The organism is Rhizobium sp. AC27/96, assembly GCF_001692325.1.
Classification (GTDB): Bacteria; Pseudomonadota; Alphaproteobacteria; order Rhizobiales; family Rhizobiaceae; genus Rhizobium.
Genome location: NZ_LXKN01000002.1, coordinates 114,371 through 129,617 on the forward strand (window position 1 = coordinate 114,371; position 15,247 = coordinate 129,617).

General features: G+C 59.8%; 16 protein-coding genes. 9 read left to right on the forward strand and 7 right to left on the reverse strand.

The window, feature by feature from the left end; genetic code table 11:
* Positions 1 to 9 precede the first annotated feature (9 nt).
* Positions 10 to 588 carry a ubiquinol-cytochrome c reductase iron-sulfur subunit gene (gene petA / locus A6U86_RS07310; protein WP_068388340.1) on the reverse strand — a complete coding sequence of 193 codons (579 nt, stop codon included), beginning with the start codon at positions 586 to 588 and terminating at the stop codon, positions 10 to 12.
* A gap of 466 nt (positions 589 to 1,054) precedes the next feature.
* Between petA and A6U86_RS07315 the strand changes: the two genes are divergently transcribed.
* Positions 1,055 to 1,996: an endonuclease/exonuclease/phosphatase family protein gene (locus tag A6U86_RS07315; RefSeq protein WP_068388343.1), complete on the forward strand. Its 942-nt coding sequence runs from the start codon at positions 1,055 to 1,057 to the stop codon at positions 1,994 to 1,996.
* 45 nt (positions 1,997 to 2,041) lie between these two features.
* Here A6U86_RS07315 and A6U86_RS07320 read toward each other — a convergent pair whose 3' ends face one another.
* Positions 2,042 to 3,904, reverse strand: coding sequence for an ABC transporter ATP-binding protein (locus A6U86_RS07320; RefSeq protein ID WP_068388346.1), 1,863 nt, complete (start codon positions 3,902 to 3,904; stop codon positions 2,042 to 2,044).
* Positions 3,905 to 4,114: 210 nt separating this feature from the next.
* Between A6U86_RS07320 and A6U86_RS07325 the strand changes: the two genes are divergently transcribed.
* Both A6U86_RS07325 and A6U86_RS07330 read left to right on the forward strand, forming a co-directional pair.
* Positions 4,115 to 4,390: a CopG family ribbon-helix-helix protein gene (locus A6U86_RS07325; protein ID WP_068388350.1), complete on the forward strand. Its 276-nt coding sequence runs from the start codon at positions 4,115 to 4,117 to the stop codon at positions 4,388 to 4,390.
* A complete protein-coding gene (locus tag A6U86_RS07330) occupies positions 4,390 to 4,665 on the forward strand; it encodes a type II toxin-antitoxin system RelE/ParE family toxin (RefSeq protein WP_068388353.1) in 276 nt (91 codons plus the stop codon). The genes A6U86_RS07325 and A6U86_RS07330 overlap by 1 nt, the downstream gene beginning before the upstream one ends.
* A gap of 42 nt (positions 4,666 to 4,707) precedes the next feature.
* Here A6U86_RS07330 and A6U86_RS07335 read toward each other — a convergent pair whose 3' ends face one another.
* A complete protein-coding gene (locus tag A6U86_RS07335) occupies positions 4,708 to 6,561 on the reverse strand; it encodes an ABC transporter ATP-binding protein (protein WP_068388356.1) in 1,854 nt (617 codons plus the stop codon).
* 395 nt (positions 6,562 to 6,956) lie between these two features.
* Between A6U86_RS07335 and A6U86_RS07340 the strand changes: the two genes are divergently transcribed.
* From A6U86_RS07340 to A6U86_RS07350, 3 genes are all read left to right on the forward strand, one after another.
* Positions 6,957 to 7,454, forward strand: a complete 498-nt coding sequence (locus tag A6U86_RS07340) for a tRNA (cytidine(34)-2'-O)-methyltransferase (RefSeq protein ID WP_068388359.1) — start codon at positions 6,957 to 6,959, stop codon at positions 7,452 to 7,454.
* 77 nt (positions 7,455 to 7,531) lie between these two features.
* Positions 7,532 to 8,683 (forward strand): hypothetical protein, encoded by a 1,152-nt coding sequence (locus A6U86_RS07345; RefSeq protein WP_068388362.1) that lies wholly within the window; start codon positions 7,532 to 7,534, stop codon positions 8,681 to 8,683.
* Between the two features lie 205 nt (positions 8,684 to 8,888).
* Positions 8,889 to 10,532: a Na/Pi cotransporter family protein gene (locus tag A6U86_RS07350; RefSeq protein ID WP_068388365.1), complete on the forward strand. Its 1,644-nt coding sequence runs from the start codon at positions 8,889 to 8,891 to the stop codon at positions 10,530 to 10,532.
* A 51-nt stretch (positions 10,533 to 10,583) separates the two neighbouring features.
* Here the strand turns inward: A6U86_RS07350 and A6U86_RS07355 are convergent, their stop codons facing one another.
* The gene (locus A6U86_RS07355; protein ID WP_068388647.1) at positions 10,584 to 10,844 is read right to left on the reverse strand and encodes a hypothetical protein; all 261 of its coding nucleotides are present in this window, start codon (positions 10,842 to 10,844) and stop codon (positions 10,584 to 10,586) included.
* Between the two features lie 168 nt (positions 10,845 to 11,012).
* Here A6U86_RS07355 and hemF point away from each other — a divergent pair, with 168 nt between their 5' ends.
* The 3 genes from hemF (at position 11,013) to A6U86_RS07370 (ending at position 12,710) form a co-directional block, all read left to right on the forward strand.
* Positions 11,013 to 11,924, forward strand: coding sequence for an oxygen-dependent coproporphyrinogen oxidase (gene hemF / locus A6U86_RS07360; protein ID WP_068388367.1), 912 nt, complete (start codon positions 11,013 to 11,015; stop codon positions 11,922 to 11,924).
* 193 nt (positions 11,925 to 12,117) lie between these two features.
* Positions 12,118 to 12,396 (forward strand): hypothetical protein, encoded by a 279-nt coding sequence (locus tag A6U86_RS07365; RefSeq protein ID WP_068388369.1) that lies wholly within the window; start codon positions 12,118 to 12,120, stop codon positions 12,394 to 12,396.
* 128 nt (positions 12,397 to 12,524) lie between these two features.
* Positions 12,525 to 12,710, forward strand: a complete 186-nt coding sequence (locus A6U86_RS07370) for a DUF1059 domain-containing protein (RefSeq protein WP_068388371.1) — start codon at positions 12,525 to 12,527, stop codon at positions 12,708 to 12,710.
* Positions 12,711 to 12,724: 14 nt separating this feature from the next.
* On the opposite strand, the gene A6U86_RS07375 is transcribed toward A6U86_RS07370, so the two are convergent.
* Genes A6U86_RS07375 through A6U86_RS07385 form a run of 3 tightly spaced genes read right to left on the reverse strand, consistent with a single transcriptional unit; the run spans position 12,725 to position 15,233 of the window.
* Positions 12,725 to 13,981, reverse strand: a complete 1,257-nt coding sequence (locus A6U86_RS07375; RefSeq protein ID WP_068388373.1) for a CCA tRNA nucleotidyltransferase — start codon at positions 13,979 to 13,981, stop codon at positions 12,725 to 12,727.
* Positions 13,978 to 14,613, reverse strand: a complete 636-nt coding sequence (locus A6U86_RS07380) for a CoA pyrophosphatase (RefSeq protein WP_068388377.1) — start codon at positions 14,611 to 14,613, stop codon at positions 13,978 to 13,980. The genes A6U86_RS07375 and A6U86_RS07380 overlap by 4 nt, the downstream gene beginning before the upstream one ends.
* Positions 14,610 to 15,233 (reverse strand): DUF1285 domain-containing protein, encoded by a 624-nt coding sequence (locus A6U86_RS07385; protein WP_068388380.1) that lies wholly within the window; start codon positions 15,231 to 15,233, stop codon positions 14,610 to 14,612. Before A6U86_RS07385 ends, A6U86_RS07380 begins: the two co-directional genes overlap by 4 nt.
* Positions 15,234 to 15,247: the final 14 nt, after the last annotated feature.

Below are 15,247 nucleotides of genomic sequence, written 5' to 3' on the forward strand. Positions count from 1 at the left end.
AGCTCCCCCTCAACCGACCTTGATCTTCTTTTCAGACGTGAACGCATATTGCGGTATGAAGAGGTTTTGCGGCGCAGGCCCATGGCGGATGCGACCGGCGGTATCATAGACGGAACCATGACAGGGACAGAACCACCCGCCGTATTCCCCTGCCTGACCGAGCGGGATGCAACCCAGATGGGTGCACACACCGATCATCACGAGCCAGTTTTCCTTCCCGTCGCCGGCTGAACGGGCGACATCGGTCGCCTGCGCGTCGGCAGGAAGGTTGGCATTGCGGGCGATGGGATCTTTCAGTTCGGAAATCTGCGTGCCCTTGGCATCGTCGATTTCCTTTTGCGTCCGGTTGCGGATGAAAACGGGCTTGCCGCGCCATTTCACCGTCAGGGACATGCCAGGCTCGAGGCTCGACACGTCGACTTCGATGGAAGCAAGAGCGAGTGTCGATGCGTCCGGCCGCATCTGATCGATAAACGGCCACGCGACGGCAACCGCGCCGACTGCGCCGGCCATCCCGGTCGTCAAATAAAGGAAATCGCGACGAGTTGGCTCGCCGGTGGATTCACTTGTCGTACTATGCTCGCTCAACGCTGCACATCCTCTTCCCGCAAACCACGGCAAAACCGCGGTACCCCTCACCAACAGCGAATCGTGGCGACCATAATTCCGCCATAGATTCCTCCGTAACCCGCTGCGTTCTAAGCTTCATCGCAAATTATGTCCAGTCTTGGCAAGGGGAGAGGGCACAATGTCGCGGCAAAACTGCGCTATTGCGTCGCAAGGACCGAGCCTCAGATCTTCCTTGCCCGCGCCAGGACGTTAAGATCATGAAAAAGCAAGCAATTCGCATGACAGTTTTTTATGTTGCAGAGCGAAATAAACAATGATTTTCATGCTGCATCGCAGCACATATAAATAGAATTCACCGGCAGGCTTTGACAACCCTCGCCTTTCCGCCTCCGAAAGCCGCATGCACTTCATGCACGATTTATCAGCCGACGCGATAATCGCGCAGCGCTGATATAATGCTGCAATTTGAGACTTGAGACGCTTGATGAAACATACGGCCTACTGCGTATTCTCAGTCCTTTCCACTCTTGCGGTCGGCATTCTGGCGGCTCGTTATGCCGTCCATTTGTGGATACTGGCCTTCTTTGAAAGCCTGCAGACCCATTTCAGCCTGGTGGCGATCGCCCTTGCCTTGATCGCGCTCATCTTCAAGCGACACTGGTACGCGGCGCTCATCCTTGCGGCGGGCATAGCGCTCTGCGTCCATTCCGTCGTGATGCTGCGGGAATTTGCCGCCCCGGCGATCGCGGAGACGCCCTCGGCGCAAGCCAAACGCTACAAGCTTCTCTCGTTCAACATTGAGAACGACAATTTCGAAAACGGCGCACGCATTGCCGACTTCATCCTCGCCTCGCAGGCTGATGTCGTTGAAATTTTCGAGGCGGAGCCGATCCTGTCACAGATGGACCGCATCACGCAGCTCTATCCTTATCGCATCGGCTGCGGCGCGATGACGCCGGACTGCGATTCCCTGCTGCTATCGAAAAGACCGTTCCGCACACAGGAAATCCGCAGCATTGGCGGCCTTTGGAACAATCGCTTCATCCTGGCGAATATCGACATGGACGGGCAGCCGGTCAATTTCGTCACGACCCATTTGAGCAAGCCCTATTTCGACGACTTCCATGAAAACGAACTTGATCTCCTCGCCCGGCGCGTCAATGGCATGAGCGACCCGCTGATCCTGGCCGGGGATTTCAATGCTTCCGTTATTGCGCCCGACATGCGTGAGTTTCTGGCCGCGACCGGCCTGCGCCATGTCCTTCCCGAACCGGCGACCTGGCCGATCGAAGCCGGCGCCTATGGCATCGCCATCGATCATGTCTTCGCTCGCGCACCGCTGCGGCTGATATCCGTCGAGCAGATTCCGGATGCCATGGGCTCGAACCATTTCGGCCTGATGACGGAGTTCGACGTTCCTCAATAAGGCGTTGATATCGAAGGACCTTCATCGCCAGTTTATCGATTTTGGTTAGTCGGCTTCCGCCGCGATGAAGCCACCGGACTGACGCGCCCACAATTCGGAATAGAGGCCACCGCGAGCGATCAGCTCGTCGTGTGTCCCCTCCTCGATGATCTCGCCCCTGTCGATGACAATGAGCCGATCGAGCTTGGCAATGGTCGAAAGCCGGTGTGCGATCGCCAGAACGGTCTTGCCCTTCATTAGCGTATCGAGATTGGCCTGCAGGACCGCCTCGGCCTCCGAGTCCAATGCCGACGTCGCCTCATCGAGCACAAGGATCGGCGCGTCTTTCAGCATGACACGGGCGATGGCGATGCGCTGGCGCTGGCCGCCCGAAAGCTTGACGCCGCGCTCGCCGACATGGGCGGCATAGGCAGCCCGCCCCTTCTGATCCTCCAGGGTGGTGATGAACTTGTCCGCCTCGGCCTGTCGTGCCGCTTCCACCATCTGCTCGTCGCTGGCATCCGGCCGACCGAAGAGGATGTTGTCGCGAATGGATCGATTGAGAAGCGCGGTATCCTGCGTCACCATTCCGATAGCACCGCGCAGTGACTCCTGCCGCACATCGGCAATATTCTGGCGGTCGATCAGGATGCGGCCGCCTTCAAGGTCGTAGAAGCGCAGCAGCAGATTGACCAACGTCGTCTTGCCCGCCCCTGAACGGCCGACGATACCGACCTTCTCTCCCGCACGCACGGTGAGAGAGAAATTATCGATGATGCCGCCGCCGCGCCCATAGTGAAAAGTCACATTCTCGAAACGGATTTCCGGGCCTGTTATTGTCAGATCCTTGGCATCAGCCCGATCGACCAGGCCAATCGGCTCGGAAATCATCTCAGCCGAATTCTGGATCGTGCCGAGATTGCGCATGATGGCATTGAACTGCGACATCATGCGGCCGAAGAGCATGTTGAGCCGCAGCACCATGCTGAGCGTGAAGGCAACGCCACCGGTCGAGATCTCGCCCGACAGCCAGAGGTGCACGGCGAGCGCTCCGATGGTGGTGATCATCACGCCCGACAGCAGCGCCAGCGACGAACGCACGCCGGTCAGCAGCCGCGTAAAGGGCATGACGGCGGCCTGGAAGCGGTCAAAACCCCTGCGAATGTAATCGTCGTTCTGCTCTTCCCGTCCGAAGAGCTTCAGCGTCTGGATATTGGCATAGGCGTCGACCATGCTGCCGTTCAGCATCGAGGATGCCTCTGCGGCATTGCGCGCATGCTGCCGGATGCGCGGCACGAAATGGCGGGCGAGCAGCGAGAAGACGCCGATCCAGATCGTGATCACCAGCGCCAGCCGCCAGTCGAGACCACCGACCAGTGCGATAGTCGAGGCGGCGTAGATGATGATGAACCAGACCACCTGCAGCAGCGACACGACAAGATCGCCTGTCGCCTGCCCCGCCGACCAGACCTTGGTAACGACCCGGCCGGAAAAATCGTTCTGGAAGAATTCGACCGATTGCCTGGCCACATGCCGGTAGGCCTGCCAGCGCACAAGATTGAGGAAGCCGGGAACGACCACCTGTTCCTCGACGAGCGCACCGAGGCTGACGATGACGAAGCGGACAACGAGCACGACGAAGACCATGCCGAGAAGCGCCTCGCCATGGCCGGCGAGCAATCCGCTCCAACCCTCGCCCGGCTTCACCTTGTCGAGAATGTCGACCAGGTGGCCGACGAACCAGAAGAGCGCGGCCTCCAGCATCGCCACCGCCCCACCGAGCGCCGCCATTGCCAGGAACGGCCCTTTCGCCTGGCCGACATAATACCAGATGAAGGCCCCGAGCGACCGCGGCGGCCTGAGATCGCCGCTGCGATAGTAGGGATCAATCCAGGTCTCGAACAGGCGGTACACGGAACGGATGAGCATGCGAGCGATATAGGGAATTTCCGAGCACACGCAAAGTGAAGGCTCACCCCGGCAAAGGTTATATTTTGTTCATGTTTCGCCACTTGCGCTCGAATTCCTCGGCGTTGAAACAGTGTAATCAATCCTAATCAAAAAGATTAAAATTGATAAATAGCTATGCAATATTCATCGCACCCGCTATCCTCCAGCGAGAGTTAGGACGCGATAGAAATGAACAACAAGACGGCCGATACAAAAGTTCTTACGGCACACGTGCCGTTGTCATTGGCGGAAAAAGTCGACCAGATAGCTGCCCGGCTGGAGCGCTCCCGTGGATGGATCGTGAAGCAGGTATTGAACAATTGGGTCGAGTTACAGGAAGAGCGCCATAGGCTGACCATTGAAGCCTTGTCCGATGTCGATGCCGGCAATGTTGTTGACCATCAGGTCATTGAGGAGTGGGTGCGCAGCTTGGGCGAGCCGGAAGACGAAGAGCGGTCTCGCTAGTGGAAATCAAGTGGACTGCAAAAGCGCAATCCGACTTGATCCGCGTCCATGATTTTCTGGCACTGGTCAATAAGCCCGTCGCTATAAGAACCGTACAAACTCCGTCGGCTGCTCCGCTACAGCTGCTTCAACACCCGCGCATTGGCGAAAGACTTCAGGAATTCGAGCCTCGTGACGTCAGGCGCATCGTGGTGGGCGCGTATGAAATGCGCTACGAAATTGTCGGATCGACTGTTTTCATCCTGCGAATATGGCACGGTCGGGAAGACCGCTAGAACAGCAACCGGGGCGCCACAGCGCCCCGGTTGCTTGATCAATCACTCCGCTGCCGCCTCGGCCTCTTCGTGGTCGGCGAGGAAACCGCCGGACTGGCGGCTCCAGAGCTCGGCGTAGATGCCGCGGTTCTCGACCAGCTCCTGATGCGTGCCCGTTTCGATGATCCGGCCCTTGTCGAGAATGATAAGGCGGTCCATCTCGGTCAGCGTCGACAGGCGATGCGCGATGGCGATCACCGTCTTGCCGTGCATCAGCGCGAAGAGGTTTTCCTGGATCGCCGCTTCCACTTCGGAATCGAGCGCCGAGGTCGCCTCGTCGAGCACCAGGATCGGCGCGTCCTTCAGGAAGACGCGGGCGATCGCGATGCGCTGCCGCTGGCCGCCGGAGAGCTTGACGCCACGCTCGCCAACCTGTGCATCGAGCCCGGCACGGCCCTGCATGTCGACCAGACCTTCGATGAACTCCCAGGCATTGGCGCGCTTGGCCGCCTGGATCACCTCTTCGTCGGTCGCGTCCGGACGCCCATAGGCGATGTTGTCGCGGATCGAGCGGTGCAGCAGCGAGGTATCCTGCGTCACCACGCCGATCAGCGAACGCAGGCTGTCCTGCGTCGTCTCGGCGATATCATGGCCGTCGATGGTGATGCGTCCACTCTCCAGATTGTAGAACCGGAGCAGCAGGTTCATCAGCGTCGTCTTGCCGGCGCCTGAGCGACCGACTAGCCCGACCTTTTCGCCGGCACGGATATCCAGGCTCAGATCCTCGATGACACCCTTCGCCTTGCCGTAGTGAAAGCGAATGTGGTCGAAGCGGATCGCGCCCTGCTTGGCCGTGATCGGTGCGGCCGCCGGCTGGTCGACGATATCATGCGGCTTGGTCATCATTTCCATGCCGTCATAGACGGTGCCGATGTTTTCGAAGAGCGCCGAGACTTCCCACATCACCCATTGCGACATGCCGTTGATGCGCATGGCAAGGCCGATGGCGATGGCGATCGAACCGACCGCGATCGAGCCGTTGAGCCAGAACCAGATCGACAGTGCCGAGACGACGAACAAGGCCGCGCAGTTGTTGGTGTAAACAGCGGCGTTGAACAGCGTGATCTTGCGCATCTGCTTGTGCACGGTGTCGAGGAATTCCTCCATGCCGGCCCGGGCGTAGCTCTCCTCGCGGCCCGCATGCGAAAACAGCTTCACCGTCGCGATGTTGGTGTAGCTGTCAACGACACGTCCCGTCATCGTGGAGCGCGCATCGGCCTGCTGCGCGGCGATCTTGCGCAGCTTCGGCACGAAGTAGGAGACGATACCGATGTAAATGCCGAGCCAAATCACGATCGGAATCACCAGTCGCCAGTCCGCCATTGCAATGACGAAGATCATCGACAGGAAGTACGTGACCACGTAGACGAAAACGTCGAGGAGCTTCATGACGGTTTCGCGCACAGCAAGCGAGGTCTGCATCACCTTTGTGGCGACGCGGCCCGCGAACTCATTGGCAAAAAAGGTCATGCTGTGGCGCAGCAGGAAGCGATGCATCTGCCAGCGCGCGATCATCGGGTAGTTGCCGATCAGCACCTGGTGCATGATGAAGCTGTCGAGCGCAGCCGCCAGCGGCAGGCCGACAAGCACCATCGCCCCCATCCAGAAAAGCTTGGTCCATTCCGTTTGCAGGAAGGTCGCCCTATCGGCCTTCGTCAACCAATCGACGATATCACCGAGGAACTGGAACAGCGCCACCTCGCCGATCGCGATCGACATGGTGAGGACGCTCATGGCAATCAGCCAGGGCGCGGCCGGTTTGGTATAGTGCCAGCAGAAGGCAACAAGACCGCGCGGCGGAGCGTCCGGTATCTCGCTCGGAAATGGATTTAGTCGGCGTTCAAACCAGCCAAACATTGAAATGCTCCAGAGACTCGACCTTTTGGCCACCCGCTGCACCTAAAGGTCGCAGACTGATATGGTGGCCGGGCGATGAAAGAACGAGGCCACGCTGGCCGCGAAATGGATCGAAAGGGGGTTTTTTACTGCGAAAGTGCGCCCGGGAGCGCCTTGATCAGAGCCGTGGGTCTACGGCACGGAGGCGCATCATCACAAACGAGATATCCATCTGAGCCTCCTCTTTCGCAAGTTGTAGAGCGCCCGTCTTCTAGCGCGTATTCTCCGCTTTGAAAAGCGAAATATGCCTTAAAAATGGGCTGAAATCTTCAATTCTGCTGATGGAAGACATCACAAAAGTCGAAACCTCATGGAAAATCGAAGACAAATCCGGGCGATTTCGCTAGTTGCAACCCATGACCATGCTTCGTATCGCCCTCTATCAGCCCGACATTCCCGGCAACACCGGCACGATCCTGCGTCTGGCCGCTTGCCTCGGCCTTGGTGTCGACATCATCGAGCCGGCCGGCTTCGACATATCCGACCGCAACCTGAAGCGCGCCGGCATGGATTACCTTGCAGCCGTCAGCCTTACCAGACACGTCAACTGGGAGCGCTTCGAGGCATGGCGCCTGGAAAGCGGGCGACGGCTGGTGCTGGCCTCCACCAAGGCGGCCGGGCGCTATACCGATTTCACCTTCCGCAGCGACGATATTCTTCTCTTCGGCCGCGAAAGCGCCGGCGTGCCGGAGCATGTCCACGACAAGGCCGACGGCCGCATTCTAATCCCGATGGTCGAAGGCCAGCGCTCCATCAACGTCGCCATGTCGGCCGCCATGATATCAGGTGAAGCCCTGCGGCAGACGCAATGGTCGCCGATGCCGGTAGCGAGCCCGAATGTCGCACCCCGATAGGCGTTGGCACGCCGAATAAAGTGTGAGAAGCTTCTCCCTGGAATGCTCTAACTCAGGCAGCCTTGGCGAGGTGACCCATGTTCCAGACGGCATTCACACTTTCTCTTACACAGTTCGCACGCAGCTTGAGCCTCCCCGAGCGGCTGCAGCGTTCGCCCGGCCGAAATCTCGCACTCGAAGGTCTCCGCCAGCGAAATCTCGCGCTCGACGCGATGTTTTACGACATCAAGGTGATCACGCCGGAAGAGGCCTTCTACATCAGCGATTCTCTGGCCGCCGAAGGTGCAATCATGATCGTCCCGCCGAGCGGCGGCGCGGCGATCAGCCTCTGCGAGACCGTGGATGAATTCGTGCTGCGCGGTGGCGCCAGGGTGCAGGCCCTTGCCGTCGCAGGCATCGGTGGTTCGGCGCTTGGCGCGGCAGCTTTTGCCCGCAACGTCGCCGACGCGATCCAGGGGCCGGTCGCCGTTGTCGTCTCCGGCTATGGCATCGCCGATGTCATTACCGAGGCGTTCGGCGGGCTGTTTTTCTTCGGCCATCTGAAAGGGCTGCGTCCGTTCCTGGAAACATTGGACGATCTTGCCGGCCGCCCAAAAGTCGGGGCGCAGAGCAACGGACCGGCTGCACGCACCAGCCTCGACACCCGGACAGTGCAAGCGCTCCTTGCCGACCCCCGCCTCTCCTTCCGCCTGCTCACCGGCCATTCCAAGGGCAACCTCGTACTATCCGCCGCCCTGCACGAGCTGTGCAAACAAGATGAAGCGCGGATCGAGAAACTGGCCCGAAACATGAAGATCGTGACGATAGGCGCGCGGATCGCCATGCCGCCGGCCTTCACCGATGTCGTCGATGTCATGGGTGATTGGGACTGGTTCGGCGAGATGAATTCACGCGCCTTCATCCACGCCGATCGACGCATCTCGCATGCATGGCACCACACGAACACGGATCTGAACGGGCATTTGTCCGTAACATCGGCACTCAGGGACATCCTGGCAACGTCGCCGATGACAGCTAAAGGGCATGCCAAAGAACGTGATGGCAAATCCTCGGGAGAGCTATGGTCGACAGTTGCAGAAACGGCCGCGCTCCTAGCTGCCACAAGCCCGGAACCGAGATCCGCAACGATCGAAGAGGTCAAGAAGGCCTTCGCCGCCGGCAGCTTGCCCAACCCGCCGCAGATTGAGCCCGGCTCACCGGATGAATTGCAGCCGCCCAAGCCACATTGAATTGGGCCATGCGCAATTACTGACCAAATATGTCGCAAGCGACGGTGGACTAAGGTTTCGGCAAGCGTATAATGCTTAGCCGGCGAGCAAAACAGCCGTTTCTCATCCAACACGATTACATGCTGAAATCCATGCCTTTTCAGTAGGTTATTATCGCTTTCGGATTCATTGACGACATGCCGGCATGAGAAAGAACTAGAAAAAGATGGAATCAACCATTGTCATGATCAACCTGTTCGGTGCCGTCGGCCTTTTGCTGTTCGGCCTTGCGCAGGTAAAGGACGGCGTGTCCCGCGCCTTCGGTGCCCGTCTCAGAACTGGCCTTGCCAAGGGCACCCGCAGCAGTGCGCGATCTTTCGCGTCCGGCTTCGCGGCGACCATTGCTTTACAGAGCTCAACGGCAACGGCTCTGATGATCGCCTCCTTCGTCGAACGCGATCTCGTTTTACCAAGCATGGCGCAGATCGTGCTGCTCGGCGCCAATGTCGGCACGGCGGTCACGGCATGGATCGTCGCAACCGGCATCGAATGGCTATCCCCCCTCATCATTCTCATCGGCATCGTCTTCTACCGCCGATCGTCGACCGCCCAGCAAGGTGCCGGCGCGGCGCTGATCGGCATCGGGCTCATGCTGCTGTCGCTGCAGCTGCTGAGTATGGCGACCGCGCCGATGCGGCAATCCGCAGCGCTTGGCGCTTTCATCGGCCTGCTTGACGGCGCGCTACCGGTGGCCTTGATCTTTTCGGCGGTGCTGGCCTTCGTGTCCTCTTCAAGTCTTGCCGTCGTCGTCCTCATCCTGTCGCTGGCATCCACCGGCATCCTCTCTCCGGCCCTGACCGTCGTGCTCGTGCTCGGCGCCAATCTTGGCGGTGCGGTTCCGCCCGTCATGGCGACACTCTCGGGCCCGGCAACTGCGCGGCGCGTCACGCTCGGCAATCTGATCGTGCGCGCCATCGGCTGCCTCATCGTTCTGCCGCTCGCGGGCTATATCGGCGACTGGATGCAGAGCCTGCATTTCTCGCCGGCCAAACTGCCCGTGGATGTTCACCTACTGTTCAATATCGCCCTTGCCATCTGCGCCTGGCCCTTCTCAAGCCTGCTCTCGAGAACCATGCTCAGGGTTGTGCATGACGATCCAAAAGCCGATGACGGCCCCAAATTTCTCGATCAGCAGGCGCTGAACACGCCTGTCGTGGCACTTGCAAGCGCCACACGCGAGGTGCTGGGCGTCGGCGATCTCATCGAACGCATGCTCATCCGCACCGAAAACGCCTTCAACGACAATGACCTGTCTCCCCTGAAGGAAATTCCCATTCTTGAAAAGCGCGTCGACCAGATCCAGCAGGAGGTGAAGATCTATCTGTCGAAGCTCGGGCGCGATGGGCTCGATCCCGAGAACGGCCGCCGCTCCATCGTTATCATCGATTATGCCATCAACCTCGAACACATCGGCGATATCGTGGAAAAGGGTCTTGCCGAGCAGGTGGCGAAGAAGATCGGCAAGGGCCTCACCTTTTCAGACGACGGCTATCGTGAACTGCGAAGCCTCTTCAGCCTGACGATCGACAATCTGCGCATCGCCCAGACCATCCTCGTGACGCGCGATTCCAATCTCGCCAAGCAGTTGATGGAAGTGAAGGTGGACGTGCGCCGGCTCGAAAAGCAATCCTCCGAGCGTCATCTCGAAAGATTGCGGGATGGCCGTATCGACAGCCTGCAGACCAGCTCGTTGCATCTCGACATGCTGCGCGATCTGAAGCGCATCAACGCGCATATCGTATCGGTTGCCCATCCGATCCTGGACGAGAGCGGATTGCTGATCGAGAGCCGGTTGCGGAGCACACAGTAAACATCACGGCAGGCTGATCGCCTGCCGCTGCAAGCTTCTGTTCCGTCCGGTTCAATCCGCCGACGGCAAGCGCCTCATGGTGAACTCGATGCGATCGCCGTCGATCTGACGCCAGCTTTCGACTTCGGTCCAATATGCGGCCTTCGGGAATTCATCGAACCATTCGCGCGCCTTGGCGCGCGCATCCGGCCGACTGAGACAAAAAGTCTCGCGAACGAACTCGCTCTTTCCGCCGGCGGGATGTTCCTGCCGATAGCGGAATATTCTGCTTCTCAGCCCATCAAGGGGCGGCGGTCCGGGTATCTTCATGATAAAACCTCGCCAATGTGAGGGAACATAATACCGCATCGAAAAATTTGCGAGTCGATTCTCCTCCATGCCGCCGCACTGGTTGCGCCGCAGTGTTGCTGCTATTCAAAATCACGATACATACGGTGCGAATCGCGGGCCGCCGGCTGCTCGCACTGTCGGAGAGCATGCATGGAACGACCCAACCTTCCCAAAGGACTACCCGAGGATATTGAAGCAAAGAAAGAGGCGGCGCGAAGCTGGTTCGAAAGCCTGCGCGACGCGATCTGCGCCGAGTTCGAGCAGTTGGAAAACGAGCTTGCCGGCCCCCTCTCCGATCAGGAGCCGGGACGCTTCGTCGCCAAGGACTGGCAGCGGGAAAAAGGCCAGGGTGGCGGTGGTCGCATGTCGATGATGGAAGGCCGTGTCTTCGAGAAAGTCGGCGTCCATACCTCGACCGTCTACGGCGAATTTTCTCCCGATTTCCGTAGCCAGATACCAGGCGCGGAGGAAGATCCACGCTTCTGGGCATCTGGCTTGTCTTTGATCGCACACCCCGTCAATCCGAACGTGCCCGCCGTGCACATGAATACGCGCATGGTCGTCACCACGAGCCATTGGTTCGGCGGCGGCGCCGACCTGACCCCCGTTCTCGATCGCCGCCGTACCCAGGAAGATCCGGACAGCGCCCTTTTTCATCGCGCCATGCAGATCGTTTGCGACCGGCACGCCGTCGCCGATTATCAGCGCTACAAAAGCTGGTGTGACGAATATTTCTTCCTGAAGCACAGGAACGAAGCGCGCGGCATTGGCGGCATCTTCTTCGACTGGCTGCATTCGGAAGAGGAAGCCGGCGGCTGGAATGCTGATTTTGCTTTCACCCGCGACGTCGGCCGCGCCTTCTCGATGGTCTATCCGCGCATCGTCCGCTCGAATTTCAACGAGACATGGACCGAAGAGGATCGCGACGAGCAATTAATCCGTCGCGGACGCTATGTGGAGTTCAATTTGCTCTACGATCGCGGTACAATATTCGGGCTGAAGACAGGCGGCAACGTCGAGTCGATCCTGTCGTCTCTGCCCCCGGTGGTGCGCTGGCCCTAAGGCCCGTCGCGCAAGGGCGTGCAGCCGTTTTGCGACGGCGGCACGCGGCGAAGAAGACCTGAAGTGCAGAGAGCGAACCTTGGAGGTCGCGATGTACTTTAGGCGTTCAAAATAAAATGATCAGGCAGGCCCTGAAATCGACGGGAGAAGACCCTAGGTTACGTAATGCTCGTTTCAATCGGAGGAGGTTGCAATGGCAGTACTGAATCAAGCCACGGAAGTTTCGAAGGAAGAGAAGCTTTCGCGGACAGTCGATAGTCCGGAATTCGTCATCCGGCTGGCAGAGGATATGCGGGTCCGCAGCGGCTCCGATCTGCCGCTCTCCTGCTTCATCGAGCAGGTGAGGATGCAGCTGGCGGGTAAGTCGCCAAGCGATGTCGCCCGCATGGCGGCCGATCGTCCCTCAAAACAGGCGCCCATGACCAGATATCAGTCATCGGACTGCTTCAAGTCCTGGGCGATGCCGGACTGAGATTCGCAAGACCGCGTCCGGCAAGCAACGGAGCCTGCCGGACGGGGAAACCTTTTCCTGCCCGTTGCGTTTAACTTCGTGTCCTTCGACATGAGGGACCCCACTGCGTTCAATCTCAGGAGGAAGACATGCGACTTTTCGAATGCGGTACATTGGTACCCGGCTGCGCTTGGCACACACGCGCCAAGGACGATGCCGAAGTAGTTCGCCGTGCCGTCGAGCATATGCGCGATGCCCATGGCGAAACGATCGTCCGCGAAAATATGGTCGACAACATCAAGGCGCGTATTCGTGATGAGGCGCAGGCCGCCTGATCGGCTTGCTGCCGTCAGGCGTTCGCCAGATCCTTCAGCCGGGCGAGCAGTTTTGCCCGGTCCGCGGCAAAGTTAGCTTCCACCCATTCCTGTTCGAGCGTGCTGAGAAATTCTCCGACCCTAGGGCCTGCCGCAACACCGGCGGCAAGCACGTCCGCCCCGCTGAGAGGGAAAGCAGGCTTTTTCCATTTTTCGGTTCGCTGCAGCAATTTGCCGATCCGTGCGCTGCGCGCCATTTCTTCGAAATCGCCCTCCGCCTTGCCGCGTGCAACGGCCAGCGCCAGTCTCAGCCGCGCCGCAACCCCCATGGGGTCATGGCGATACAGCAGGCGATCGAAGCCAGCTTCCGACATATCGTCCTTGACCACAGGCGCAGTCGCCCAGGCCTGCAGATAGGCAGCCTCCGCTTTCGAAAGCCGCAACCGCTCCGCCAGCTTGGCCAGTCTCGCAGCATCCGGCGGCACGATAACTGCCAGTCGCAGCAGGGGATCGGCCGGCCAGCCGAGAGCCTGTTCGGCGGCCACCAGAGCCGGAACGGCATCAATGCCCCATTTTTCCGTTTCCGGCAGAACCTCGGTCAATATCCCGACCTGGCGCATCCAGAGCAGAGCCCGGCCGGGATCGTTGGCCGAGAGCAGCTTCTTCATCTCGGACCAGACACGCTCGGCCGACAGCGTCGCGATCTTCGATCGCGCGCCGGCGCAGGCGCGCAGCCCATCCGCATCCGGCCGGCCGCTGCCGTAATGCGCAAAGAAACGGAAGAAGCGCAATATGCGCAGATAGTCCTCCGCGATCCGGGTCGCAGCGTCGCCGATAAAGCGGATATTCCGACGCTCCAGATCGGCAAGCCCGCCAACAAGATCGACCACTTCGCCATCAGCCGACGCATAAAGCGCATTGATGGTCAGGTCGCGGCGTTCCGCATCCGCCTGCCAGTCCTCGCTGAAGGCAACGAGTGCGCGGCGCCCGTCCGTCTCCACATCCCGGCGCAAGGTGGTGATTTCGAACGGCTTTCCGTCGATGACCAGGGTGACGGTTCCATGCGCGATGCCTGTTGGCACCGCCTTGATACCCGCTGCATTTGCTCTTTCGACAACAGCCTCCGGCAGCAACGTCGTTGCGATGTCGATATCGGCGACCGGCAGGCCCATGAGGCTGTTGCGCACGGCACCCCCAACGACGCGGCCCTCGCCGCCATCGGCATTGAGCAAGGATAGAACCCGCCCCAGCGCCTCATCCCGGAACCATGTCTCGCCGGCAACGGACGTCATGTGTAAAGCCTTTCATAAAGCGTGCGGACGATGCCCGCGGTAATGCCCCAGATCATCCGCTGCCCATAGGGCATGCGATAGAAGTGGCGCTCGGTGCCCTGCCAGAGCATGGTGTCGGTCGCATGATGGCCCGGGTCCATCAGAAAGGAGAGCGGCACCTCGAAGGCATCCTCCACCTCGGTCGGATTAAGGGCCAAGTCGAAGCCGGGCTTTACGACGGCCAGGATTGGCGTGATGCGAAAGCCGGTAGCCGCCAGATAATGCGGGAGCCGCGCAACGGGCTCTATGAAAATATCCGCAAGCCCGATTTCCTCGCCCGCCTCGCGCACGGCAGCCATTTCCGGTGAAGCGTCCTCGGGATCGATGGCGCCACCAGGAAAAGCGATCTGGCCTGAATGCTTGCGCAAGGTCGATGTCCTGAGCGTGAAAATCACCTTGGCATCGTCGCCGCTGTCGACGACCGGCACGAGCACGGCGGCATCTTTCAGCTTCAGACCTTCGACTTGCGATATTGTTTCAGGATTGAGAATGTGATCGCCATGATCTCGCCAGGCAAATTCGACGGGACCACCGCTTTGATGCAGGGCACGACGGCGAAATTCATCCGCAGAATAGAGGGGGAATTCGCTCATCGCGTCAGGGCATCCAGCTCGGCAACCGGCATGACGGGAAAGATGGAGCTGCCGGAGCGTATGCAGAAGATTTCCCGCCCGGCAATCTCCACGGGCTCGCCGAGTTCGACGAGGTCATACATCACCGCACGCGTCACCAGCGCCTCCAGGCGCCCGCGAACATGCAGATAGGGCTTCAACTCATCGTTTTCGCCACGGATGACGAACCGTATCGGATGCTCCCTGCCCGCCTCGACGACATCGCCGACATTGGTGCGAAACGTCAGCACACGCCGGCCGTCGCGCTCCGTCACACTCATCTCGACGGCAACGAAGGGTGCATCGACGACGCGGATCCCGACCTTTTCCACAGGCGTGACGAGATATGTCTTCTCGTCCGCATCCTTGCGCAGCACGGTGGAAAACAGCCGCACCAGCGGCGCGCGGCCGATCGGCGTGCCCAGATAGTACCAGGTGCCGTCGGCGCGAATTTCCATGTCGATATCGCCGCAAAACGGCGGATCCCAACGATCGACGGGCGGCAGGCCCTTCTTTCGACCGCCGCTATCGCCCGCAGCACGGGAAATCAGCGCTGCAAGGCTCGCTGCATCACCTGTCGTCCTGATGTCTTCGGTTGCCATTCTTCCGTCCCGGT